This is a genomic window from Terriglobus tenax, assembly GCF_025685395.1.
Lineage (GTDB): Bacteria > Acidobacteriota > Terriglobia > Terriglobales > Acidobacteriaceae > Terriglobus > Terriglobus tenax.
The window spans coordinates 1,278,386-1,301,126 of sequence record NZ_JAGSYA010000004.1; the positions used below are offsets into that span (position 1 = coordinate 1,278,386).

The following is a 22,741-nucleotide window of genomic DNA, read 5'->3' on the forward strand; positions in this document are numbered from 1 at the left end:
GGAAGATTCCCACCCCGATTACATCACATTCCTCCGGGTGGTGAGGTCCAGCAACGGGCCGGTCATCGCAGTGGTTATCACCGCCATGCACACCAGCAACGTAAAGACCGGAGCATTCAAAATTCCTTCGCGATAGCCCGCATTCAGCACAATCAACTCCACCAGGCCACGGGTATTCAGCAGCACTCCGATACGCAACGCCGCGGGCCACGCTGTCCCCATCGCACGCGCCCCCAGCATCGCTCCGGCAACCTTACCCGTCACGGCAGCGGCCAGCACCAGCAGAAGATCACCCCATCCTCCTGCATGGAACAGCTCCGGCCGCATCCGCAGACCGGTCAACGCAAAGAACGCAGGAAGCGTCCACGCGGAGACGCCACGGAAGAGATGTTCCACCTTGCCTTGCACGCGTTCGCGCGGCACACACATGCCCGCAAGAAACGCCCCGAAGAAAAGATGAATACCCAATGCATTCGTCACCCATGCACTGGCCGCAGGCAGCACAATCAGCACCACCCACCACAGCCCATCCGGCAGCGAGACGCGCCGCAACTGCGGCCGCACAACTTCGGTCATCAGCAAGGTGAACGCAAGCAGCAGGCCAAGCCGCACCATGATCTCTGCGGCCCCACCGCCATGCAGCACCGCCAGCAACGCGGCCAGCACACACCATGCCAGGGCATCATTCATGGCGGCGCTCAGCAACGACTGTTGCGCCACCTCCGCATCCACTGGCCGCCCCATCGCCTCACGATCGCTCAGAATCCGGGCCAGCACCGGCAATGCCGTAATGCTCATCGCCACCGCCAGAAAGATCACGAAGACGCCGGTCTTCGCTGGCTCCACGCCATAGTGCCGCAGCAGCAAGGGAGAGATCAGAGCCCCCAGGGCGAAGGGCAGCAACATGCTTCCCGCTGTCGTTGCGGCAACCCGCCGCACATCGCGGGCAAGCTCACGCAGCTCAAGCTCCGACCCTACAAGAAAGAGAAACGCTACCAGGCCAACATTGCTGACGTACTCCATCCCCTGCAGTCGGTCAGGTCGAAACAATATCGTGGTCATTGCGGGCAGCAGGCGACCCAGCGCTACCGGCCCCAGCAGGATGCCTCCTGCAATCTCGCCGATCACACGCGGCTGCCGCAGCCGCTGCGCCACCCAGCCGCAAAACCATGTAGCCACCATCACCACTGCAAGTTGCAGCGGCAGCAAACGCAGGATCGTCATCAGGCCTGCTTCCGCTTCCGTTCGCGGCGAGCGCCCAGCACCAGCCCAAGCTCGGTCAGCAACAGGATCACGCCCACAGGAATCAGTCGCGCCGCCAGCATACCGGCCCAGTTGATGCGCATCCCGCTGATCAGCTCCGCCGCACCCAGAAGCACACCCACAACGAACAGACTGCCTCCGCCCCATCGCCGGAACTTCGCGGAGATCTCGCTGCGGTTTGCCTGGGACCCGGCAAACTCCGCCAGCGGAGCACCCACCATGCCGCGCCGGTCATAGATGCGCGCAATCATCTTCGGCTGCGCCGCAACCGCCTCGCGCGCATACTGCTCGCCCTCTGCCAGGCTTCCGGCAACCACACAGAAACCGGCGTCCGGGGTCTCCGTGCCATTCAGTTCTTCCGGGCGGTCTCCCGTAAACAACACGGCCGCTTCACCATCCGCCATCCGCTCATTCCAGTTCGCGGGTTGATGAGACGAGTCGTACAGGGGGAGAATGCGAAGCGTGCTCATATCCGGGTACAAGTATATCGGCGCAACGGAAAAGGGCAGGCCGTAGTGGCCTGCCCTTCGTAGTTCCTGCTGCAGTTCGTTGTTATGCGCTCGGTGAGTCGGTGTTGGCCGCTGCGGCAGCCGCTGCCGCGGCTTCTGCCTTCTTCTGGGCAGTGTTTGCGCCAAGCTCGGCAGCCATCTTCTCGGTCGTGAAGGCCTCGATGATGTCGCCCGCCTTGATGTCCTTGAAGTTGACATCGATACCGCACTCGTACCCTTCGCGGACATCGCTGACATCGTCCTTGAAGCGCTTGAGGTTGGTGAGCTTGCCCTTCCACAGCTCCTGGCCATCGCGCAGAACGCGAACCTGGGAGTTGCGGTAGATGACGCCGTCGCGCACCATGCAGCCGGCAATCTGGCCGACCTTGGTGATCTTGAAGACGCTGAGCACTTCGGCGCGGCCCTGGTACTGCTCCTTGAAGACCGGCTCCAGCAATCCGAACATCGCCTTGGTGATCTCATCCTGCAGCTCGTAAATGATCGAGTGCATGCGGATCTCGACGTTCTCCTGCTCGGCCAGTTCGCCAGCCTTGCGCTCCGGCCGTACGTTGAAGCCGATGATAACGGCGTTCGACGCGGTGGCCAGCAGAACATCGCTTTCCGTGATGGAACCCACACCGGAGTGCAGGACACGAACACGAACCTTCTCGGTCGACATACGCTGCAGCGAGTCGGCCAGTACCTCGACCGAACCCTGCACATCGCCCTTCAGGATGATGTTCAGGTCCTTCATGCCGGCCTGCTTGATCTGCTCGGCAAGGCCTTCCAGAGACACGCGGCTGGACTTCGCCAGCTGCGCTTCGCGCTCCTTCAGCTTGCGGTACTGCGCAATGCCCTTGGCCTTGTCGCGGTCCGCCATCACCAGGAAGGTATCGCCTGCATCCGGAATGCCCTCGAGACCCAGAATTTCAACCGGGGTCGACGGACCAGCTTCCGTAACAGGACGTCCGCGGTCATCGAACATGGCGCGGATCTTACCGAAGGTGTTGCCGACGATATAGCTGTCGTTGATATGCAGCGTACCGTTCTGCACCAGGATCGACGCCACCGCACCGCGGCCACGGTCGAGCTTGGCTTCGATGACCGTACCGACTGCGGCACGATCCGGCGTAGCCTTCTGCTCGTTCGTATCGGCCACCAGGCAGATCATCTCTTCCAGGCCGTCCAGGTTGATGCGCTTCTTCGCCGAGACCTGTACGAACGGCGTATCGCCACCCCACGAATCAGGCTGCAGACCACGGTCCGCAAGCTGCTGCATTACGCGATCCGGATTCGCCTCAGGCTTATCGATCTTGTTCACCGCCACGATGATCGGCACCTTCGCCGCACGTGCGTGATCAATAGCTTCCAGCGTCTGCGGCATCACACCGTCGTCGGCTGCCACCACGATGACGACGATATCCGTCACCTTGGCGCCACGCGCACGCATACGGGTAAAGGCCTCGTGACCCGGTGTATCCAGGAAGACGATCTCGCGGCCAAAGGCCGGCGAGCCTTCCTTGGTGACGTGAACCTTGTACGCACCGATGTGCTGCGTAATGCCACCGGCTTCGCCACCGGCGACGTCAGTCTCACGCAGAGCATCCAGCAGGCTCGTCTTACCGTGGTCAACGTGACCCATGATGGTGACCACCGGCGGACGAACGATCTCCACCATGCCGGTCGTATCTTCCAGCAGGCCTTCAATCGCCTCGTTCTCCAGCTGCTCTTCCACGGAGATGACGGTCGTCTCGGCGCCAAACTGACGCGAGATGTCCTTCACCAGCTCGTTGTCCAGCGACTGGTTCACGGTAACCATCACACCCTTCATCAGGAGGGATGCGATCAGGTCTTTACCGCGGACTTCCAGCTTCTCAGCCAGGTCCTTTACGCTGATGCCTTCCGTCACGGTGATGTTCTTCGTGATCGGCAACGGTTCACGCACAATCGGCATACCGCCGAAGCGTGGCGCGTTGAAGCCCTTCATCGGGCCTTCTTTGGTCTTCGGATACTGCTGTCCGCCACGGCGCTGGCCAGGACGCTGTCCCGGACGCTGACCCGTCGGCGGTGCTCCACCCTCACCCGGAGGCGGCAGCATGCCACCCGGTCCACCCGGGCGCGGTCCACCAAAGCCAGGACGCGGCGGGAAGCCAGGGCGTCCGCCAGGTCCACCGGTCGGATGCGTGCGCGTCGGATGCATCGGACGGCGCTCGCCAGGACGCAGCGGACGTCCACCAGGACCACCTGGTCCCCCTGGACCGCCAGGGCCACTGCCCGGCGCGCCAGGACGCGGACGTTCAAAGATCGGACGGCCACGCTGAATCCCAAGATTCGCCGCTCCCACGGGAGCGGTATAGGTCGGGCGTGGGCCGGTCTGCGGCATGATCACGCGGCGCACAGGCGCTGCGGGAGCTGCCGGTGCGGCAGGAGCCGCGGCAACCGGAGTCTCAGGAGTTTCCATCGGAGGAGCGGGAGTCGCGGAAGCCGGCGTTGCCAGAACCGCGGGCGCTGCCGCGGAAGGCGTTGCCACCGGAGCGGCAGGAGCCGCAACAGGCGGCTTTGCCACCACGGGACCCGACGGAGGAGCACCTGCGATCGCCGGACGCGGCGCCGCCACCACCGGGCCAGCCGGAGGACGGCCGGCAATGGCCGGAGGCGTTGCACGAGGCGCAATAATCTGGGGTCCGCGACGCTCCATCTGCGGCATGATACGCCGCGGAGCCTGCGGTTGTTGTGAAGGAGAGGTTGCAGCCGGCCGGTTCAGCACAGGTGCCTGCGGCGCTGCCGGGGCGCTCGGAGCAGAGACTGCCGGAGGCGTTGCCACCGGCGGAGCTGCTGCGGGACGCGTGACTACCACGCCAGGACGCGGCGGTGCTGCCACTGCCGGACGCTGCGGAGGAGGAGCCACCACAGCCGGGCGCGACTGCGCCTGCTGCTCGGCCTGCTTACGCTCAAGAATCGCCTTCAGCGCATCGCCAGGCTTGGAAATTTTCGACAGATCAATCTTCGGCTCGCCGCTGGCCGAAGCCTGGCGCGACCCGGACGACGACGAGCCGCCCTTAAGGTACACGCGCACACGCTCCGCTTCGTCTTCTTCCAGCGAGCTTGAGTGCGTCTTCTTTTCGGTCACACCAACCACAGTCAAAGCGTCGAGAATCGACTTGCTCTTGACCTCCAGTTCGCGCGCCAGATCATTGATTCGAACTTTACTCATCCGTCCCCTATTCGCTACCCCTTGCAGACTCAGCCGTTCATACGCAGCCTCAACCCTTCGGGATTGTTCACACCGTCAACACACCATCTTACCGCCGTTCGGGCCTTCCCGAACGGCGTCAATCCGCTAGCCACGATCCGTCTCATCATCGATCGTGTCCGTTGCAAGTTCTTCCGACTCGGCCACAAGCGTGTCGACCGCGTCGTTATCAAACTCAATCTGCTCTTCGCGGGCATCCGCGTCGGAGTAGGCATCGCTCTCCGATTCCGCCTCTTCCGCGTCCAGGATCTCCTCGGTCGACTCCTCAGCCTCCTCGGCCTTCAGCCCCGAACCCGCATTCCCTGCAAGAATCTCTTCCGGTGTCTTCGCCACAGATGATTCCTCCTCTGCAGCTTCAGATGCTGCCGGTGCCGTCACAGGTCGCACTTCGCCCTCTTCGTACTGGCCAAAGTAGTGCCGAACAGCGACAGAAATCTTCTCCACCGTCTTCTCGCCAATGCCCGGAACCTCTTCCAGCTGCTCCGGCGTCATGTCCGCCAGAGACTCCACCGTCGTAATTCCGGCGGCAATCAGCTTCTCCAGGATCGTCTCGCCCAGCTCCGTTACCTGCTCAATCGGAGTGGAGGGTCCGCCGGTCATGGCCTGCATCTGCTGCTCGACCTCCTGGCGCTTCTCTTCCTCGCTCTTGATGTCGATCTTCCAGCCCAGCAGCTTCGCCGCCAGGCGAACATTCTGGCCCTTCTTGCCGATCGCCAGCGAAAGCTGCGTGTCGTCAACAATCACCTCAAGCTGCTTTTCCGTAAGGTCTGCAATCGAGACGCGCGAAACCTTGGCCGGTTGCAGAGCCTTCTCCGCAAAGGTCGTAATCTCGTCCGAGTACTCGATAATGTCGATCTTCTCGCCGCGCAACTCACGGATGATCGACTGCACGCGCATGCCCTTCATACCGACGCAGGCGCCGACCGGATCCACATCCTTGTCACGGCTCTGCACGGCAATCTTGGTACGCTCACCGGCCTCGCGGGCAATGGCCTTGATCATGACGGTGTTGTCATAGATTTCAGGCACTTCCGCCTGGAACAGGCTCTGCACCAGTGCCGGAGCGGCACGGCTGACAATCACCTGCGGTCCCTTGGCGGCGCGGTCCACGCGCAGCAGCACCACGCGCACGCGCTCGCCCACGGCAAACTGCTCCAGGCGGCTCTGCTCGCGCTTCGGCATGCGGGCCTCGGCCTTGCCAATGTCAAAGATCACGTCCATCGGCTCCTGGCGCTTTACGGTCGCCGTAATAATCTCGCCGATGCGGTGGTTGTACTCGTTGTAGACCGTGTCACGCTCTGCCTCACGCACCTTCTGGAAGATGACCTGCTTGGCCATCTGCGCGGCAATACGGCCCAGCGGGCTGGTGTCCTTGTAGAAGCGCAGCTCCGCGCCTACCTCAACCTCCGGCGCCAGTTCGCGGGCCTGCTCCAGCGTCAGCTGGTTCAGTTCGTCCTCAATCGGCTGCTCTTCGGTCGGTTCCACCACCGTCTTGTACACATACGCGCGAATCTCGCCCGTCTCACGATCCAGCTCCGCGCGCATGTTCTCCTGCGTGCGGTAGTACTTGCGGGTCGCCAGCGCAATCGCGTCCTCAACGGCGGCAACGACAATCTCCGCATCAATGCCTTTTTCGCGGCTCAGAATCTGAATCGACTCGTACAGTGCACTTGCCATCTCTGCTATTCCTCAACTTCCCTGTGTTTCCTCGCACCGTGCCACCAGGCACCGTGCGCGCCTAACTAAATTTCTGCTACCAGTTGCGCCTTCTCCACGTTCGAGAGCGCAATCTCCACCGTCTCAATTCCGGCGGACGCCTTCTTGGCCTTACCCTTCTGCTTCACCGCCGACAGGTCCAGCGTCACAACACCCTCGGCAAAACTCATACGGCCCGTCCAGTGGCGGTTCCCGTTCACCGGCTCAAAGGTCTGCGCCTTTACCAGGCTTCCGGCAAACCGCTCATAATCCACGGCGCCACGCAGCTTGCGCTCCAGCCCCGGCGAAGAAACCTCCAGCGTGTACTCGGCTCCGGGAATCAGGTCTTCCACGTCCAGAACCGTACCGAAGTCCGTCGCAAACGCCGCGCAGTCCTCATGTGTGATGCCCGAAAGCGCCTCCACGGGGATACCGCTCGGCAGGTCTTCCATCTCACCCGCCCTGGCTGCTGCGACCAGCGCTGCGCGGCCCTCGGCGTCCTTCTCCAGATACACGGCCAGAGCGCGGTGCTTGCCCGCTCCCTGGAAGGTGATCTCTACCACCTCCAGATGATGCGAAGCCGCTACCCGCTCCGCCACTGCCCGAATCTGGTCAATCTGTAATGCCATACGCCAAACCCTCTTTCCACCGCGGGGACGGTTTTCAGAGCAAATAAAAAGTGGGCTTATCGCCCACTCATCTCTCTCGCCAACGGCCGGTCTACCCACGGTCCCGCGCAAGATAAACGCGTCGCTCTATTTATGGTACGCCCGAAAACCCCAAAACTCAAACAGGTATCCGGAAATGCAACCCTCGGCGGTGCGGTTGCGAGTCCCGGGCGTCAGCATCCCGGAACTCACCCCCTCGTCCCTACGAACTCACCACAATCTCCGAAAAGTCCGCCACCCGCGAGAAATCCTGCAGCACGCGGTTCAGCAGTCCCAGGCGAGCCGCCCGCAGCTTCTCCTCCGGAGCCATCACCATCACCTTCTCAAAGAAGTCATCCACATGCGGGCGCAGCGTCGCAATCGACTGCAGCGCCTCCACGTAGTGCTTCTCACGACGCTGACCTTCCACCCACGCCGCCAGCCGTCCACTTTCCTCGGCCAGCGTGCGCTCGGCAGGCTCCACCAGGAAGTCCGGCGTCCAGGCTGCGGCCTCGCCCTTCTCCCTGGCCTGCGTCAGGATATTGCGCATCCGCTTGAACGCCGCCGACACCGCAGCAAAGTCCTCCGAGCCACGGACATCGGTGACCGCCTGCGCCCGCGCTACCGCGTCCGGAACATCATCCGCACCGGCCGCCAGCACCGCCTTCACCACGTCGTAAGCGTAACCCTTCACGTCCTTCAGGTAGAACTCCACGCGTTCGGCGAAGAAGCCTTCCACCTTGGTCGCAGTCGCTGCGTGTTCTGATCCCAGCCCGGCGATCTCGCTCAGCAGGACCGGCAGCTTCGCCTCGGCCAGCATCTTCACAATGCCATTCGCCGCACGCCGCAGACCGAACGGGTCCTTCGAACCCGTCGGCTCCAGCCCCAGGCCAAACATGCCGCCGATGGTGTCCGCCTTGTCCGCGATTGAGAGCAGCAGGCCCTCCACCGTCCGCGGAATCGCATCTTCCATCGACGCCGGCAGATACTGGTCATACACCGCCAGCGCCACCGTCTCGCTGAGCCCCTGCGCCCGCGCATACAGGCCGCCCACGATGCCCTGCAGCTCCGTGAACTCCTTCACCAGTTCACTGGTCAGGTCGGTCTTCGCAATCGTTGCCGCTTCTTCCAGAGCCGCGGCATCCACCGCCGTTTTGCGCTCATCGCTCAGACGGGCCAGCGACGACGCCACCTTGCGCACACGCTCCGCCTTGGCAAAGTAGCTGCCCAGCTCCTTCTGGAAGGTGACATTCTTCAAGCTCTCCACGCGATCCACCAGCGGAGTCTTCTGGTCGAACTCCCAGAAGAATCGCGCATCGTTGAACCGCGCGCGCAGAACGCGCTCGTTGCCGGTGCGGATAATCTCCAGCCCTTCGGCATCGGGCTCAATATTCAGCACCGCCAGAAAGTGCGCGGCCAGCTTATGCCCGGCATCTTCCACGGCAAAGTACTTCTGGTGGTCGCGCATCACGGTGACCAGGACTTCCTCAGGAAGCTCCAGGTACTCCTGCTCAAAGCCGCCCAGGATCACGTAAGGCCACTCGGTCAGATGGGTGACGGTCTCGACCAGCTCTTCGTCTTCGCGCCAGCGGGCACCCGCAACCGTGCGCGTCACCTTATCCAGATCTTTGCGAATCTTCTGACGCCGCACCGCGACATCGGCAATCACAAACGCCTTCTCCAGAGCCGCGACATATTCCACGGGCTTGGCAATCGTGATCGTCCCGCTGCCATGCAGAATGCGGTGTCCACGCGTCGTGTTTCCGGCAGTCACACCGGCAAACTCCACCGGCACCACGGCCTCGTCCAGCAGCGCGACCATCCACTTTACGGGACGCACAAACCGCTCCGGCTTACCAGCACGCCAGAACATATTCTTCGCCCAGTAGATGCCCGCGATCTCTTTCGGCAGCTCGGCGGCAATTACATCGCTGGCAGACTTACCCGCACGCTTCACCGTCGCTCCGAGGTACTCGCCCTTGGCGTTGGTCACCGTGCTCAGGTCAGTCACGGAGACCCCAGCCTTCTTCGCAAAGGCCTCGGCGGCAGCGGTCGGCTGGCCATCTTTGAAAGCTACCTTCAACGACGGCCCAAGAAGCTCTTCCACAGCATCCGGCTGCTGCCTCAGCACACCAGAGACAACCACCGCCAGACGCCGCGGCGTCGAGTAGCTGGTCACCGACGAGCCCTCTTCCAGCAACCGTTCCCGCCCCAGCAGGTCATTCACGCGCTTTGTCAGCTCCGCCTCGGCCGAGGCGATCATGCGCGCCGGAACCTCTTCCAAACCAATCTCAAATAGAAAGTCTGCCATTACGAAACCGTGGCTCCTACTAATTCTTGCTGTTGTGCATAGGCTTTCGCCACGCCCACCACCAGCGCGCGAATCCGCGCCATCACGCCCACGCGCTCGGTCACGCTGATCGCTCCGCGAGCGTCCAGCAGGTTGAAGGCATGCGAGCACTTCAGCGCCAGCTCATAGGCTCCCAATACCGGGAAGCGGCGCTTGTCCTTCTCCGTCTCCAGCTTGTCCATGCTCTTCGCGCGGTCCAGCAGGGCCAGACACTCGGCCTCATACGCGTTCAGGTGCTCCCACAGCTTGCTGACATCGGCGTAGTCAAAGCTGAAGGCGGAAAGCTGCTCTTCCTCGTACAAACGAATCTCGCCATACGTGGTCTTCTTGCCTGTATCCGGCTCAACCGCCCACACGATGTCGTAAATCGAGTCCACGCCCTGCAGGAACTGCGCAATGCGCTCCAGGCCGTAGGTGATCTCGCCGCACATCGGCTCCAGGTCCATGCCGCCGCACTGCTGGAAGTAGGTGAACTGCGTAATCTCCTGGCCGTCCAGCATCATCTGCCAGCCAACACCCCACGCGCCACCCACAGGCCACTCCCAGTTGTCCTCTTCAAACTTCAGGTCGTGCTTCTTCAGGTCAATCCCGATGGCCCGCAGGCTGTCCAGGTAGACCTCCTGCACGTCCGCCGGCGGCGGCTTCAGAATCACCTGGAACTGCGTGTGCTTGTACAGGCGGTTCGGGTTCTCGCCATAACGGCCATCGGCGGGTCTGCGCGAGGGCTGCGCGTACGCAATCCGCACCGGCTTCGGCCCCAGAACGCGCAAAAACGTGTCCGGAGACATCGTTCCCGCGCCAACTTCCACGTCATACGGCTGCTGCAACACGCAACCCCGCTCCGCCCAGAAGCTCTGCAGGCGGAACAGCAGCTCCTGAAAGGTCAGCGCCTCTTTTCCATTCGCAACAAACGGCATTTTTCAAGTTTACCCGAGCAACAAAAAGAAGACCGGAGAGGTTATTCCTCTCCGGTCCTGATCTTCGTCTTCGGTCTACGGCTAAGCAGCCTTGGTGCGTCCGCGTACCGGTTTCTTCGCGGACGCCGTCGACGTCTTGGAGATCGCCGCCTCGCCCTCTTCGTCTTCTTCGGAGACAGCATCGTCCTCTGACTCAGCCACCGCCTGCGCGATCAGTTCCTTCGCCTTGGCCGACAGCTTCTCGCTGGCCGCCTGCTCCTCTTCCAGCGTTTCGGTCAGCAACTGCACCACCTCGTCCTCGCCCAGCCCCTCGGCAATAGCAATCACCGCCGAGTAGCCCGCGATCTCGTAGTGCTCCACGCGCGAGGCAGCGCCCGTAATCATCAGGTCGCCAAACGGAGCGTCCTCATCCTCCTCGATCGCCTCCTTGCCCTCCTTCAGCAGACCTTCCATGCCGTTGCAGTGCTTGGCCACAGCCTTCTTGCCCAGCAGTTCAAAAGCCTGCTTCAGCCGCTCCACGTGGCCCTTGGTCTCTTCCAGGTGAGACGAGATCGACTCCGCCAGCTCCTCATCCTCACACGCCTTCACAATCTTCGGCAGCGCCTTCACCAACTGGTTTTCAGCGCTGTACAGGTCCTTCAGTTCGTCGACTAAGACTTCTTTCAAACTCATCGTATGTCTCCTTGGGCGTCGTCAGAACGCGCTTTTTTCTGACGATCGCAGACGATGAGAGGTCTAGTCCGCCCTTAGGGTTGCCCTATGAAATTACAACCTGGCCAGCACCCGTACACTCCGCATCTGCCGCTCCAGGTGCCGCTCCAGCATCTCCACGGCAAACCTCCGCACCATCGCCAGCGGTCCTGCCTTACCCCACTCTTCCTTCACCAGTTCCGCCAGCGGACGCCGCAGCATCCGCTCCGCCAGCACCACCGCCTCCGCGCTCAGTTGCAGGGAGCCAGGCCGCTTGTGCAGGCCGCAGGTGACACCATCGTCCGCCGGGGAAAACCATACTCCGCCGCCGCGCAGGCTTTCTCCACAGACCACGCATGCCCCCAGCTCCGGCATCCAGCCCATCAGCCGCGTCATCCACAGCGCAAAGTAGCTCACCGGCATCCACACCTGCCCCACCTGCAACTCGGCCAGCACCGTCGCCGTCAGCCGGAAGACGTCATCCTCCACGGCCCGCTCCGGAAGAGCCTCGGCCAGAGCCTCGGCCAGAAACTCCAGCGCCGCCACCCGGGCGTAATCCACCGGGTCACGCATCGGCGACCACACAATCTCAAATGCATCCAGACGGACCAGGTCCTGCTTCGGCTTCTCCGCATAGGTAGCGCGCACCACCGTCATCGGCTCCAGGGCGCCCCCGAACCGCTTGCGCGACCTCATCGCGTGCCGCGCCACACCCTTCACCACGCCCTGTTCGCGGGTAAACAGGCTCACCAGCAGATCCGCCTCTTCAAACGGCCAGGTCCGCAGCACAATCGCCTCTGTCTGGTGGGTCGTCACTCCTGTTCAGACTAGAACAATCTCCCTCGGTATCATCCTTCGCAAAGCGAAGGAACTGCCTTTGCCGTTGCTTTTCCTGGTGTCATCCCGCAGGGATCTGCTTTTTTGCTTTAAAAGCAAAACGCGCAACCCATGCGGGCTGCGCGTTTCAGAAATCTGTGCCGTCCCTCAACGGCAGTTAGCGTCTAGCGGCCGAAGTGCGTCTTGGCCTTGTCCGCGTAGATCGCGAAGTTCTCGGGCAGGTCGTCACCGGCGTAGATCGCCGATACCGGGCAGACCGGAACGCAGGCACCGCAGTCGATGCACTCCACCGGGTCGATAAAGAGCTGATCGGCTCCGTCGTAGCCGTTCTCGTCCTTCTTCGGGTGAATGCAATCTACGGGGCAGGCGTCCGTACAAGCCGTGTCCTTGGTCCCGATGCAGGGTTCTGCAATTACGTATGCCATGTGATTCTAAAAGCCTCCAGATTGTCTCGCGTGAGTTTCATCATAACAGCCAATTCCCCGCGTCAACAAAGGCGATTTCGAATTTTATATCGGACTAAACCAGTGCTATTTTGCCGCTTCCCGCTTCTCGCGGAACTCCGCCGGCGTCGGAATCGGTGTCAGGTTCCGCCCAGCAAACAGGTCTGCAAACACCGCCTGCACCTCTGCCGTAATGCGTCCATTCGTCGCCAGAACCTCGCGGCTGTCCAGCTTGAACGGAGATCCGTCAAAGCCCGTCACCGTGCCGCCCGCCTCATACACCAGCAGAACGCCCGCAGCCGTATCCCAGGGATTCAGGTTGAACTCCCAGAAGCCTTCCAGGCGTCCGCACGCCGTGTAGGCCAGGTCCACCGCCGCCGCTCCGGCACGACGCACGCCATGCGTCCGCAGCGTGATCTGGTGGTAGAAGTGGATATTCGGATTCTCGTGGCGCTTCACGCTGGGGAAACCGGTTGCCAGCAGGCTCTCCTGCATCAGCTCAGTCTTCGAGACATGAATACGGCGGCCGTTTAACCACGCGCCCTCGCCCTTTCCGGCAACAAAGCACTCATCCCGCAAGGGTTCGTAGATCACCCCGGCCACCAGTTCGCCGTCTTCCTCCGGTTTCAGCCCGGCAGGGCGGCGCTCCAGTCCCATCGAGACACAGAAGTACGGAAACCCGTGCGCAAAGTTGGTCGTGCCATCCAGCGGATCCACGTACCAGCGGTACTCGGCGTCCAGCGCCTGCCGTGTGCCTTCTTCGCCGTAGATGCCGTGGTCGGGAAACATCGCCCGCAGCCGCTCGCCGATCAGCTTTTCACTGGCCCGGTCGGCCACCGTCACCAGGTCGACATCACCCTTGTACTCGGCGGCAACTCCGCTCTCGTAGTAGCTCCGGAGCAGCGCCCCGGCTTCCTTCGCAATCTCCGCGGCCTTCAGCGCAACGTCCAGATACATTACTCGGCTACCTCACGGTTCCCGCTCCGCGACCTTGTGCGCCGCTCTTCGGCAATCGTACGAATCTGTTGTTTGTAGATGAAAAGATTGGGCTTACCGTCACGCGTCAACCGGATCATGGTGTCATCGAAGTATTCAATCCAGCCAGCCACACGTTCGCCATCACGCAGCTTCACCACCACGGGAACCTGACGTTCGCTCAGGCTCCGCAGGTACAGCGCCTCCTGCCCGGTCTCGCCGGGTGGCGGCGACTTGTGACGACGCTTTCCGTTAACCAACGCCATGCCCTAATACTACCTGCGCCGTCGCAAAGCCTGGATTGTCATCCCCCGCGCATTCCCTACCGGTAATACCCGGTCCTATACCGCAGGCTGTACATCGCAGCCATCTCCCGCTGCGTCATCTCCACCTTGATGGACCGCAGCCGCTCCCCGCCCGGTTTGCCCTGCGGAGCGTAGTAACCCACCACGTATTGCGACCGCAGATCGTCTGACACCTTATCCAGCGCCCTCTGCAGGTCCTTCGGATCATTGACGTAGTAATACCGCCCGCCCGAGTCTTCGGTCATCTGGATCAGAGCATGTTCGCCGCCCACGTTCCGTCCCGCATCCGCATAGATCGGCACAATGATCAGGCAATAGACCATCGCCCCGGCGCGCTGCACCTGCTCCATGGCCTGCGCGTAGGTCGATCCCTTGACCGTGTCGCCGCCATCGGTCACCAGCACAATCACGCGGCGCCGCGTGGCATCGCGTTTCGCATCCTCCAGCCGCTGGGCCGAGAGATACACCGCGTCATACAGCGCCGTCGACGGCCCGTAATCCAGGCTGCCCAACCCGCGCTCCACACGCTTCACATCGTTGGTAAACGGGACAATCTCGCTGACCGTATCGGAGAACTCCTCGACCGCCATCTCATCCTGCGGCCGCAGCATGGTCTTCGCAAAACGCTTGGCCGCGTCACGCGCCAGTTTGTCATCCCGCGACATACTTTCGCTGGTATCCAGCGCCAGCACCATGCTCAGTGGAGTTCCGCTCTCGCGCTCAAAGATCGCAATCTTCTGCGGCTGGCCATCTTCCAGTACACGGAACTGGTCCTGCTCCAGCCCCCCGATCAGCGCGCCATGCTGGTCCACCACGTTCACCGCGACGTTCACCAGGCGCGTGTTCACCCGCAGCACCGGAACATCCCCCGGACGCTGCGCAGGCTCCTGCGCTCCCAGCATCAACATTGCCCCAAGCGATACCGCAGCGGCCAGCTTCACCCGCGCACAATCTCCTCGGGAAAAGGCTCCCCGTCGGCCCACACCGCGCCGTCCTCAAACTGCTCTTTCTTCCAGATCGGCACAGTCTTCTTCAGCGTGTCGATGACCCAGCGGCAGGCGTCGAAGGATGCTCCGCGATGCGCGCTGGCCACGGCAATCAGCACACTGGTCTCACCCACATACAGCCGCCCCAGGCGATGGATGATCGCCACATCCCGCACGCCGAACTTCGCAATGGCCTCCTCGGCCAGCACACGCATCTGGCTCAACGCCATCTGCTCATAGGCCTCGTAATCCAGGTACAGCGTCCTGCGGCCACGCGTGTTGTCGCGCACCACGCCGTCAAACACGCACATGGCGCCGTCTGACCCAGCCTTAAGGCTGCCGGTAACGGCCCCTGCATCAATCACGTCCTGAACTATGGCTATCTGCATCGTTCCTGCATCTTAGACGGTACTTTTGTCCGTCAGGCTTATCCCTTCCTACCTTTGTCATCCCGCGCGCTCTCACGTTGCCATCTCGAGAGAAACGAAGGCTCTGCGTTTCGGATGGGCTGAGTTACCCGCCACTCACCGGCGGCAGCAGGGCGACCTCATCCCCCTCCTGCAGCTCTACCTCTTCGCCCGCATACTCCTGGTTGACGGCTATGGCCATCGACTTCCATGCGCCTTCCGGCATACGGCCGTGGAAGACCTGCCGCAACCCGCCAACCGTGCACCGGTCGCCCACCTCAAGCTCCTCTGCCGGGCAGCAGAAGACATCCCGCAACACGCCGAAATACAAAACCTTCACCTGCATAGGCATGAGCCTACACGAACCCCACCCGGGCCTCCCTCCCCCGTAAGGGCACCCGCCGATCCCTCTTTCCGGGAAAGAAAAAGGGCGGCTCCCAAAGGAGCCGCCCTTTCCAACTTCACCCGGGTGCCTACCCGCGCAACGCTAGGGTGGGTTCGGGCAAACTTCCACCTCTTACGCGTGCAGCACACCTTCCTGCGCCACAACGGCCTCGCGCAGAGCCTCGTCGATCTGCGCCTCCTTCCAGCTGGCAGGAAGCGCAATTGCCAGGACATCTTCAATGCGCCGCGCGTAGTGAATGCTGACACCGTCGACCTGTTCCTTGGTCAGGTCCTCATCGACATTGGTCTTCACATCCACCGGCAGAATCACATCCTTCACCCCGGCCCGTTTGGCCGCGAGGAACTTCTCCTTGATTCCACCCACCGGCAGCACATCGCCGCTCAGCGTGATCTCGCCGGTCATCGCCAGCAGCGGACGGACTGGTTTGCCCGTCAGCAGGCTGATGATCGCCGTCGCCATGGTCACGCCGGCCGAAGGTCCATCCTTCGGAATGGCGCCGGCCGGAACGTGCAGATGGACATCGATGTCCTTCAGCACATCCTCATCCAGCCCCAGCGAGACCGCATTCGAGCGCACCCAGGTCATCGCTGCCTGCATGCTCTCCTTCATCACGTCGCCAATCTGGCCGGTGATGTGGAAGTGGCCCTTGCCCTTCATCTTGTTGGCCTCGATGAACAGCGTGTCGCCGCCCACCGGGGTCCAGGCCAGGCCCACCGCAACGCCGGCGCGCTTGGTGCGCTCCGCCAGCTCGGTGTCCACTTTCACCTTGTAGCCGCCCAGCATCTCCCGAACGACCTCCGGCGTGACCACCAGCTTCTCCACGCTGCCCTCGGCAATCTTGCGAGCCGTTTTTCTCGCAATAGTGCCTACAAGCTGTTCCAGACGGCGTACACCCGCCTCCCGCGTGTAATGGCGAGCCACAATCCCTACCGACTCGGTCGGAATCTCAAGCTGGCCTTCCTTCAGACCGTTCTCCTTCGCCTGCCGCGGAATCAGGTACTTCTCCGCGATGCGGACCTTCTCCTCCTCCGTATAACCGGTCAGGTCGATGATCTCCATACGGTCGAGCAGCGGGCCCGGAATCGTATCCAGCTGGTTGGCCGTGGCAATAAACAGTACCTTGCTCAGGTCAAATGGCTGGTCCAGGTAGTTGTCCCGGAACGTATTGTTCTGTTCCGGATCAAGTGTCTCCAAAAGGGCCGAAGCCGGGTCGCCACGGAAGTCGCGGCCAAGCTTGTCGATCTCATCCAGCATGAAGACCGGGTCCTTCACTTCCACCCGCTTCAGGTGCTGAATAATCTGGCCAGGAAGAGCGCCAATGTATGTCCGGCGATGTCCGCGGATCTCCGCCTCGTCATGCATGCCGCCCAGCGAGATACGCGAGAACTTCCGGCCCAGCGACTTGGCAATCGAACGGCCAAGCGAGGTCTTACCCACGCCCGGGGGTCCGACAAAGCACAGGATCGGCCCCTTCATATCAGGCTTCAACCGGCGCACCGCCAGGTAGTCCAGAATGCGGTCCTTCACCTTCTTCAGGCCATAGTGATCCTCATTCAGAATCTCCTCAGCCTTCTTGATATCCACCTCGCCGCCACTGGTCTTAGACCACGGCAGCACGGCCAGCCACTCCACGTAGTTGCGCGTCAACGAGTAGTCCGCCGCCATCGGGCTCATCCGCGACAAGCGGCCAAGCTCCTTCAGCGCGTCCTTCTTCGTCTCCTCGGGCATGCCGGCGGCTTCAATCTTCTCCTTCAGCTCCTGGATGTCCTTCTGCGTGTCGTCGGCGTCGCCCAACTCCTTCTGGATCGCCTTCATCTGCTCACGCAGGTAGTACTCGCGCTGGCTCTGCTGAACCGAGTCCTGCACCTCGTTCTGGATCTTGTTACGCAGACTCTGCACCTCGGCTTCCTTCACCAGGTGCTTGTTCAAACGCTCCAGGCGTGCCGAAATGTCATTGGAATCCAACAGCTCCTGCTTGTCGCCGGTCGTCAGGAAAGGCAGCGAGCTGCCGATAAAGTCGGCCAGCCGGCCCGGCTCCTCAATATTCAGAGCAATAGTCTGCAGGTCGTCTGACAGCGTCGGCGAAGACTGCACCACCTGCTGGAACTGGCTGACGACATTGCGCTGCAGGGCCTCCAGCTCGGCCGTCTGCTCCGGCTCCGCCTCGGCAATCATCTCCACCTCGGCCGTCATAAACGGCTGCAGCTGGCTGAACTCGCCCAGACGCACCCGCTCGTTGCCTTCTGTAAAGACAAACAGGCTCTGGTTGGGCATCTTCACGACCTTGTGAACCGTCGCGAGGGTGCCGATTTCATACAAATCCCCCGGCTCCGGAGTATCGTTGCGTGCATCCCGCTGGGCCACCACAACAATGGTTTTCTCCTCGCCAAGTGACTGAATCAATTGGATCGAGCTCTCGCGACCCACCGTCAACGGAAGCACCGCATGCGGAAACAGCACGGTATCCCGTACCGGGAGAACCGGTAACGACCGCCTGATCTGCGTTTCTTCCTTCTTTTCGCCGGCATTGGGCCGGATCACGCTTACAAAATCGCCCATGTGAGTGAACCTCTATCAGATCTTCTCATATCAGATGCAGCAGAACTACTTTGGTCGCAAACCGGTTCTCTCTGTTGGATGGCTTATCGGCATCCAAGGTGATCCGCCTGAGCCCCTTCTCTGCTAAAGTTCCCTCCCATGAGGCCTTTGCCCCTCCTCCTGTCCGCAATTCTGGCGTTTCCCGCTGCCTGGCTGCCGGCTCAGTCGCCTGCTTTCGACGTCGCCTCCGTCAAGCTGAACAAGGTGATCGGTGACGGCCGCTCGCACATCTACAGCGACTCCGCCAACGGCTCCTTCCGCACCCGGAACGTCCCCATGAAGATGCTTCTGGAATTCGCCTACGGCTTGCCGCAGTCCCAGATCGCCGGCTCACTGGAGAGCGTCAACGGAGCCACCTTCGATATCGACGCCAAGCTGGACGAGGACGCTGAGATCCGTTATGAAGCCCTGGAGAAAGAAGCACGCCAACGACGAAAGAGCGAGATGCTGCAGGCACTGCTGGCCGAGCGCTTCCATCTGACCTGCCACAAGGAAACGCGGGAGATGCAGAGCTACGCCCTGACCGCTCCGAGGGGAGCAGCCCAGCTGAAGCCCACGCAAGGCGGCGGTCTGAAGCTGGGAGCCTCCTACGGACACATCACGGCGCAGGGCTCCACCCTGGACAGGCTTGCCCGCCAGATAGCCCAGCGCCTTGGCGAACCTGTCGTGGACACTACCGGCATCGACGGCCGCTTCGACATGGAGCTGAACTTCACTCCACCGGAAGGCCCCATGCGCCTGAATGGCCAGCCCGTCCCGGACCCACCGCCCTCCATCTTCACCGCCATACAGGAACAGCTCGGCCTGAAGCTCGAAAAACGCAAGGGCCCGGTCGAGGTACTGGTCATCGACCACGTCGAGATGCCGACAGAGAACTAACCCAGTCCTGTCGTCTCAAGGAAGCCTACGCCGCGAGATACCGCCCCATCTCCCGCACCATGTCGCAGGAGGCCGCCAGACTCGCCACGGCCTTCTCCGCCTGCTCCTCGTTCGTAAACCGCAGATCGACGTAGAACAGGTACTCCCACGGTTTTCCAGGCACCGGGCGTGACTCAATCTTCGTCAGATCCACTCCTGCGGCAGCCAGTCCCCGCAGCGCCTCCACCAGCGTTCCCGGACGATGCGCGATGGAGAAGGCCAGCGAAATCTTGTTCGCTCCCGGCACCTTCACCGCATCCGCCTTGCGTTTCACCAGCAGAAAGCGCGTGTAGTTCTCCGGATTGTCCTCGATCGCGGCTTCGAGGATCTCCGCCCCATACTCCGGCGCCGCCGGAGCGCTGGCAATCGCCGCAGCCGCGCGGTCTTCCGTGGCCATCAGGTGCTTCACACTGCCCGCGGTGTCGTAGAACGGCACCGCCTCAATCTCACGGTGCGCCGCCAGCCAGCGGCGGCACTGGCTCAACGCCACCGGGTGCGACAGAACGCGCTTCACCTCGCTCAGCTTCACGCCGGGAGCCGCCATCACGTTGTGCTGAATGCGCAGCAGCAGCTCGCCTTCCACGCGCAGGTCATGGTTGAACAGCAGGTCGTAATGGTCGGCTACCGAACCATGCAGCGTATTCTCAATCGGCAGCACCGCGACATCGACGCCGTCCGCTGCGGCCAGCCGTTCCACCACCTCAGCCGACAACGCACACGGCACGATGGTTACCTCTTCGCCCAGCATCTTCACTGCGGCAGCGTGGCTGTTCGATCCACGCTCTCCTTGAATTGCAACCCGCAAAGCAACCTTTTCCATTCAGCCCACTCTCGCCTGTGGCGAAATTTCCCCAGTAAATCTGGCAACGTTCCAAGTCTATCCGGCAACTTACTCTCTCGTGACAGATGAATCGTCACACCGCTTTTACCCGCACCGTTTGCGGGAACACATTCAGGAGGCATCCCTCAATGCTTTGGACAATCACTGTCATTCTCGTTATCGCGTGGCTCGTCGGTCTGGTCTCCAGCTACACCCTCGGCGGCTGGATCCATCTGCTGCTGATTCTCGCCGTCATCTCGCTGATCTTCAACCTGCTGGCCGGCCGCCGCTCAGCCCTCTGAAGATAGCCCGAAGTCAACCTGCGGAACGCATCGCGTAAGCCATCAACAAGGAGCCATGAATGCTGCTGTTCATCACCGTTGTGTTGTTCGTCCTCTGGCTGGTCGGCATGGTCAGTACCTACACTCTCGGCGGATGGATTCATCTGCTCCTCTTCCTGGCCGTCGCCGCGCTGCTCATCCGGTTGATTCAGGGACGCAATCCGCTCTAAACAGCGGGTTGCGCCTCCCTCCACAAACGCACCACTCACCAAGGAGTAACTGTCATGAACAAGAGCAATGTCAGCGGAAAGATCGACCAGGTTGTAGGCAAGGTCAAGGAAGGTGTTGGGGAAGCTATTGGCAATGAGCGTCTGGCCAACTCCGGCGTCGCAGACCAGCTCAAGGGCCATGCCAAGGAAGCCTGGGGAAACGCCAAGGATACGGCGAACGAGCTCAAGAAGACCACGCACACGGAAGCCGATGTCCGCCGCGAACAGGCCGAATCCCACACCTCCAGCATGCGTGACAAGATCACCAACGCCGCCGAGAACATGAAGGACAAGCTCAACGACAAGCTCGACAGCGTCAAGGAAGATCAACGCGAGAAGCGCGACCACCTGCGCCGCTCCGCCTGAAGTTCAACCAGAAGCAGCATCTCCCTTCAAGGCCCGGTGAAAACCGGGCCTCTTCTTTTTAGCTTTTCTTATTTGTCATCCTGGGCGTCGCGAAGGGAGCTGCTTCTGTCCTTCCCGTTCTACCGCCGCAGCACATCCGCCACAACAAACGCCATGAACAGCACCGCGATAATCCCGTTCAGGGTAAAGAAGGCGGCGTTCATACGGCGCATATCTTTCGGCGAAATGATCGCGTGCTCATAACCCAGCAGCAGCGCCACCACGCCAATCCCGATCCACGCCACCACGCCAAATCCGAACAGCGTCCCCAGCCACACCAGCATGGCCAGCATACCCAGGTGCATCAGGCGTGCTATCCAGAAGGCGCCCTCGATACCAAACGCAGCCGGAACCGAGTTCAGCCCGACCTTGCGGTCGTAGTCAAAATCCTGGCAGGCGTACAGTACATCGAAGCCGCCGACCCACAACAGCACCGCGCCGGTCAGCACGAGAATCCGCGGGTCCAGCGTACCGCGCACCGCAATCCAAGCAGCCGACGGAGCAATCCCCAGCGCCAAGCCCAGAACCATGTGGCTCCAGCGCGTCAGCCGCTTCATGTAGCTGTAGGAGAGCACCACCGCCAGAGCGACCGGCGACAGCAGCAGCGTCAGCCGGTTCAGCATCGCCGCGCTGAAGACAAACAGAGCGCAGCTTACGATCACGAAACCTGCGACAAACTTTGCGCTCAGAAGTCCGGCCGGAATTGCACGCATCGCCGTGCGCGGGTTTTTGCCATCAATGTCGGCATCCACCAGACGGTTGAAAGCCATGGCCGCCGATCGCGCCGCGACCATGCACACCACAATCCAGCCAAGCTTGGCCAGCGGCGGAATGCCGCCTGCGGCCAGTACCGCTGCCGTTAAAGCGAACGGCAGCGCGAAGATCGAGTGTTCCCACTTGATCATCTCCAGCGTGACCGCCGTATTGCGCCAGATTCCCTGCATCCTTCGATTGTAGTGGGTCGAGGGTTCTTAGCGTTCGGACGTGACCGCGCCGGCCACCTGCAGGTCGTTGGTCACCTTGAAGACGCCTGAAACTCCATTTGCACGAATGCCCGCCGCGTCCTTGTCGGCCTGGTTATCCACCACGCCGGCCAACGTCACATTGCCGTTCACCACCACAATGCGGATAGGCTTCGCCGGGTCAATTGCGTATTTGTTCAGCGATGGGAAACCATACACTGACCGCGCTACGGCCAGCCGGATACGATCGTCGTTCGGCGAAAGTGGGGCGACCTCGATATTGTCGACCACATCCTTCACCCCGGGAAAATTCGCCACCAGGCTCACAGCGGAGTCGCGATCCATGGGGCCATAGGCCACGCCGCCCAGGGTCACCACGCCATCCTGCACGCCGATGGTGAAGGAATTGAAAGCATTGGTGCCATACCCGACGCGGTCGTAGGAGAGCTTTTCCGCCAGCTTGTCGCGCAATTGCACATCGGTCAGCTCGGTCGCGCTGGCCACATCGATCATATTGCGTACGGAAAGCACGTTCTTGATATGGTGTGCGCGGTTATCCGCATCTGCCTTGGCGCTGTACAGCTCAACCGTACCGCTCAGCGTCACCACGCCGCGCTTGACCTCAGGCTTTACACCGCTGAAGCGCTTGCTGCCGAGCTTTTCCTTCAGATCGAGCTGAATCTGCGCATCGTTGACGCCGCTGGCCGAGTCCTTCTTGCCTTGCGCATGCGCCGAAACCCCGGCAATCCCCATGGCTAACGCCAGCGCAAGTCCAAGGGCGCTGACAACGTTCGCAAACCGCATCCTCTTCAAAAACGCTGACGTG

At 61.7% G+C, this 22,741-nt stretch carries 23 protein-coding genes; 4 read left to right on the forward strand and 19 right to left on the reverse strand.

Going from position 1 to position 22,741, the window contains the following annotated elements; genetic code table 11:
- Window positions 1–18: 18 nt before the first annotated feature.
- From OHL13_RS10745 to lon, 16 genes are all read right to left on the reverse strand, one after another.
- Complete coding sequence (locus OHL13_RS10745) at window positions 19–1,224, reverse strand: cation:proton antiporter (RefSeq protein WP_263410125.1); 1,206 nt, start codon at window positions 1,222–1,224, stop codon at window positions 19–21.
- Window positions 1,224–1,733, reverse strand: coding sequence for a hypothetical protein (locus tag OHL13_RS10750; protein ID WP_263410126.1), 510 nt, complete (start codon window positions 1,731–1,733; stop codon window positions 1,224–1,226). The genes OHL13_RS10745 and OHL13_RS10750 overlap by 1 nt, the downstream gene beginning before the upstream one ends.
- An 82-nt stretch (window positions 1,734–1,815) precedes the next feature.
- Window positions 1,816–4,965 (reverse strand): translation initiation factor IF-2, encoded by a 3,150-nt coding sequence (gene infB, locus OHL13_RS10755; protein ID WP_263410127.1) that lies wholly within the window; start codon window positions 4,963–4,965, stop codon window positions 1,816–1,818.
- 126 nt (window positions 4,966–5,091) lie between these two features.
- Window positions 5,092–6,681 (reverse strand): transcription termination factor NusA, encoded by a 1,590-nt coding sequence (gene nusA / locus OHL13_RS10760; RefSeq protein ID WP_263410128.1) that lies wholly within the window; start codon window positions 6,679–6,681, stop codon window positions 5,092–5,094.
- Between the two features lie 65 nt (window positions 6,682–6,746).
- A complete protein-coding gene (locus OHL13_RS10765; RefSeq protein ID WP_263410129.1) occupies window positions 6,747–7,328 on the reverse strand; it encodes a ribosome maturation factor RimP in 582 nt (193 codons plus the stop codon).
- 241 nt (window positions 7,329–7,569) lie between these two features.
- Window positions 7,570–9,657, reverse strand: a complete 2,088-nt coding sequence (gene glyS, locus OHL13_RS10770; RefSeq protein WP_263410130.1) for a glycine--tRNA ligase subunit beta — start codon at window positions 9,655–9,657, stop codon at window positions 7,570–7,572.
- The gene (locus OHL13_RS10775) at window positions 9,657–10,613 is read right to left on the reverse strand and encodes a glycine--tRNA ligase subunit alpha (protein WP_263410131.1); all 957 of its coding nucleotides are present in this window, start codon (window positions 10,611–10,613) and stop codon (window positions 9,657–9,659) included. The genes glyS and OHL13_RS10775 overlap by 1 nt, the downstream gene beginning before the upstream one ends.
- 81 nt (window positions 10,614–10,694) lie before the next feature.
- Window positions 10,695–11,285 carry a YciE/YciF ferroxidase family protein gene (locus OHL13_RS10780; protein ID WP_263410132.1) on the reverse strand — a complete coding sequence of 197 codons (591 nt, stop codon included), beginning with the start codon at window positions 11,283–11,285 and terminating at the stop codon, window positions 10,695–10,697.
- A 93-nt stretch (window positions 11,286–11,378) separates the two neighbouring features.
- Window positions 11,379–12,119, reverse strand: a complete 741-nt coding sequence (gene recO / locus OHL13_RS10785; protein WP_263410133.1) for a DNA repair protein RecO — start codon at window positions 12,117–12,119, stop codon at window positions 11,379–11,381.
- A gap of 185 nt (window positions 12,120–12,304) precedes the next feature.
- Window positions 12,305–12,565 (reverse strand): 4Fe-4S dicluster domain-containing protein, encoded by a 261-nt coding sequence (locus OHL13_RS10790; protein ID WP_263410134.1) that lies wholly within the window; start codon window positions 12,563–12,565, stop codon window positions 12,305–12,307.
- Between the two features lie 105 nt (window positions 12,566–12,670).
- Window positions 12,671–13,540, reverse strand: coding sequence for an inositol monophosphatase family protein (locus OHL13_RS10795; RefSeq protein ID WP_263410135.1), 870 nt, complete (start codon window positions 13,538–13,540; stop codon window positions 12,671–12,673).
- Window positions 13,540–13,824 (reverse strand): RNA chaperone Hfq, encoded by a 285-nt coding sequence (locus OHL13_RS10800; protein ID WP_263410136.1) that lies wholly within the window; start codon window positions 13,822–13,824, stop codon window positions 13,540–13,542. The genes OHL13_RS10795 and OHL13_RS10800 overlap by 1 nt, the downstream gene beginning before the upstream one ends.
- A gap of 56 nt (window positions 13,825–13,880) precedes the next feature.
- Entirely contained in the window at window positions 13,881–14,804 is a 924-nt protein-coding gene (locus OHL13_RS10805) for a VWA domain-containing protein (RefSeq protein WP_263410137.1), read from the reverse strand.
- Window positions 14,801–15,238, reverse strand: coding sequence for a molybdenum cofactor biosynthesis protein MoaE (locus OHL13_RS10810; RefSeq protein ID WP_263410138.1), 438 nt, complete (start codon window positions 15,236–15,238; stop codon window positions 14,801–14,803). The genes OHL13_RS10805 and OHL13_RS10810 overlap by 4 nt, the downstream gene beginning before the upstream one ends.
- A gap of 124 nt (window positions 15,239–15,362) precedes the next feature.
- Window positions 15,363–15,596 (reverse strand): MoaD/ThiS family protein, encoded by a 234-nt coding sequence (locus OHL13_RS10815; protein WP_263410139.1) that lies wholly within the window; start codon window positions 15,594–15,596, stop codon window positions 15,363–15,365.
- Window positions 15,597–15,773: 177 nt separating this feature from the next.
- Window positions 15,774–18,221 carry an endopeptidase La gene (gene lon, locus OHL13_RS10820; RefSeq protein ID WP_263410140.1) on the reverse strand — a complete coding sequence of 816 codons (2,448 nt, stop codon included), beginning with the start codon at window positions 18,219–18,221 and terminating at the stop codon, window positions 15,774–15,776.
- A 138-nt stretch (window positions 18,222–18,359) separates the two neighbouring features.
- On the opposite strand from lon, the gene OHL13_RS10825 reads away from it, so the two are divergent.
- Window positions 18,360–19,139, forward strand: coding sequence for a TIGR03435 family protein (locus OHL13_RS10825; RefSeq protein ID WP_399255610.1), 780 nt, complete (start codon window positions 18,360–18,362; stop codon window positions 19,137–19,139).
- Between the two features lie 25 nt (window positions 19,140–19,164).
- Here the strand turns inward: OHL13_RS10825 and OHL13_RS10830 are convergent, their stop codons facing one another.
- Window positions 19,165–19,998, reverse strand: a complete 834-nt coding sequence (locus tag OHL13_RS10830) for a prephenate dehydratase (protein ID WP_263410142.1) — start codon at window positions 19,996–19,998, stop codon at window positions 19,165–19,167.
- Between the two features lie 149 nt (window positions 19,999–20,147).
- Here OHL13_RS10830 and OHL13_RS10835 point away from each other — a divergent pair, with 149 nt between their 5' ends.
- The 3 genes from OHL13_RS10835 to OHL13_RS10845 are packed head-to-tail and all read left to right on the forward strand — an operon-like array spanning window position 20,148 to window position 20,914.
- Window positions 20,148–20,300, forward strand: a complete 153-nt coding sequence (locus OHL13_RS10835; RefSeq protein ID WP_263410143.1) for a lmo0937 family membrane protein — start codon at window positions 20,148–20,150, stop codon at window positions 20,298–20,300.
- Window positions 20,301–20,359: 59 nt separating this feature from the next.
- On the forward strand, window positions 20,360–20,509 hold the full coding sequence (locus tag OHL13_RS10840; protein WP_263410144.1) for a lmo0937 family membrane protein: 150 nt from the start codon (window positions 20,360–20,362) through the stop codon (window positions 20,507–20,509).
- 54 nt (window positions 20,510–20,563) lie between these two features.
- Window positions 20,564–20,914 carry a CsbD family protein gene (locus OHL13_RS10845; protein WP_263410145.1) on the forward strand — a complete coding sequence of 117 codons (351 nt, stop codon included), beginning with the start codon at window positions 20,564–20,566 and terminating at the stop codon, window positions 20,912–20,914.
- Between the two features lie 119 nt (window positions 20,915–21,033).
- Here OHL13_RS10845 and OHL13_RS10850 read toward each other — a convergent pair whose 3' ends face one another.
- Window positions 21,034–21,897, reverse strand: a complete 864-nt coding sequence (locus OHL13_RS10850) for a UbiA-like polyprenyltransferase (protein ID WP_263410146.1) — start codon at window positions 21,895–21,897, stop codon at window positions 21,034–21,036.
- A 27-nt stretch (window positions 21,898–21,924) separates the two neighbouring features.
- On the reverse strand, window positions 21,925–22,719 hold the full coding sequence (locus OHL13_RS10855; protein ID WP_263410147.1) for a BON domain-containing protein: 795 nt from the start codon (window positions 22,717–22,719) through the stop codon (window positions 21,925–21,927).
- Window positions 22,720–22,741: the final 22 nt, after the last annotated feature.